The organism is Rickettsia endosymbiont of Ixodes scapularis, assembly GCF_000160735.1.
Classification (GTDB): domain Bacteria; phylum Pseudomonadota; class Alphaproteobacteria; order Rickettsiales; family Rickettsiaceae; genus Rickettsia; species Rickettsia tamurae.
The window spans coordinates 447,719-449,584 of sequence record NZ_CM000770.1 but is presented as its reverse complement, the minus strand read 5'-3'; the positions used below and the strand labels follow the sequence as shown (position 1 = coordinate 449,584).

Genomic DNA, 1,866 nt, shown 5'->3' with positions numbered 1-1,866 from the left:
TAATTGAAGGTAAAGCGATCCAGCTTCATCCGCTTGTTTGTGCTGCGTTCAATGCAGATTTTGACGGTGATCAGATGGCGGTACATATCCCATTATCGATTGAAGCACAGCTTGAAGCTAGGGTATTTATGATGTCTACAAATAATATCTTAAGCCCTGCAAACGGTCGTCCTATTATTGTACCGGATAAAGATATAGTGCTTGGTTTATATTATCTAACCCTTGCATTTGATAATGAAGTAGGCGAAGGGATGATGTTCTCAGATTTAGCTGAGATGGAACATGCTTTATATAATAAATTTATAACTATTCATACAAAGATAAAATATCGCAGAAATCAGTTAAATGCCGAAGGTAAAATGGTTCATGTTATCATTGATACTACTTACGGTAGGTTAATGGTCGGTGAGTTATTGCCTTCTAATCCTAATATAGAATTCAAGTTTATTAATAAACAACTAACTAAAAAAGACATATCATTAGTTATAGATTTAGTTTATCGTCACTGCGGTCAAAAAGCTACGGTAATTTTTGCCGATCAGCTAATGAAACTAGGTTTTAAATATGCTTGTTCTTCAGGTATTTCTTTTGGAATGGACGATATGGTAGTACCGGAATCTAAGAGTACTCATATCAATGAAACTCAGCTTGAAATAAAAGAATTTGAACAACAATATTTAAACGGTTTAATTACTTACGGAGAGAAATATAACAAAGTAGTTGATGCGTGGTCAAGATGTACCGATAGAGTAGCAAACGACATGATGAAAGATATGCTACGCGCGATTAATGATGATCCAAATCATCAGAAAATAAATGCTATATATATGATGGCTATTCCGGAGCAAGAGGTTCTTTCCAGCAAATTAAGCAGCTAGGCGGTATGCGAGGTTTAATGACCAAATCAAACGGTCAAATTATACAAACTCCTATTATCTCTAACTTTAAGGAAGGATTAACTGAATTTGAGTGTTTTAATTCTGCTAACGGAATGCGTAAAGGGCAAATAGATACGGCTTTAAAAACGGCAAGCTCAGGTTACTTAACAAGAAAATTAGTAGATGTTGCACAAGATTGTATTATTACTGAAAAAGATTGTGGAACTGATAAAGGAATTGAAGTTAAGAGTGTTATTGAAGGCGGGGAAGTTATAGTACCTTTAGCTGAAAAGATTTTAGGTCGTACTGCTGCTATCGATATATTTCATCCGGTAACTAATGATCTAATTCTCAATAAAGGCGAGCTTATTAATGAAGTAAAGTTAGAGCAGATTGAGTCGGCTGGACTCGACAGAATTATGATAAAATCCGTATTAACCTGTGAAAGTACTACCGGTATATGTAGCATATGTTACGGTAGGGACCTTGCTACCGGTACATTAGTATCGGAGGGTGAAGCAATCGGGGTTATTGCTGCTCAATCTATCGGTGAACCGGGTACGCAGCTTACAATGAGAACTTTCCATATCGGAGGAGCGGCAACAAAAGGTGCTGAGGTTTCTTCCGTAGAAGCTTCCTATGACGCAAAAGTGAAAATTATAAGCCGTAACGTTGTTATTAATTCCGAAGAACGCAAAATTGTTATGAGCCGAAATTGTGAATTATTATTGCTTGATAATAACGGTAATGAAAAGGCTCGTCATAAAATTCCATACGGTGCTAGATTACTTGTTGATGACGGTGATATGGTTATTAAAACGCAAAAACTAGCGGAGTGGGATCCTTATACTATACCGATTATCACAGAGAAGTCAGGTAAAGTTTTATTCAAAGATATGGTTGAGGGTATTTCTATTCGTGACGTAACTGACGAAGCTACCGGAATACCGAGTAAAGTTATTATTGAATCAAAGCAATATTCACGCGG

1 pseudogene is annotated in these 1,866 nt (G+C 36.4%); it reads left to right on the top strand.

The annotated features are described in order from the left end of the window. A pseudogene (locus tag REIS_RS02300) lies at positions 1–1,866 on the top strand (DNA-directed RNA polymerase subunit beta'); the annotation flags it as partial.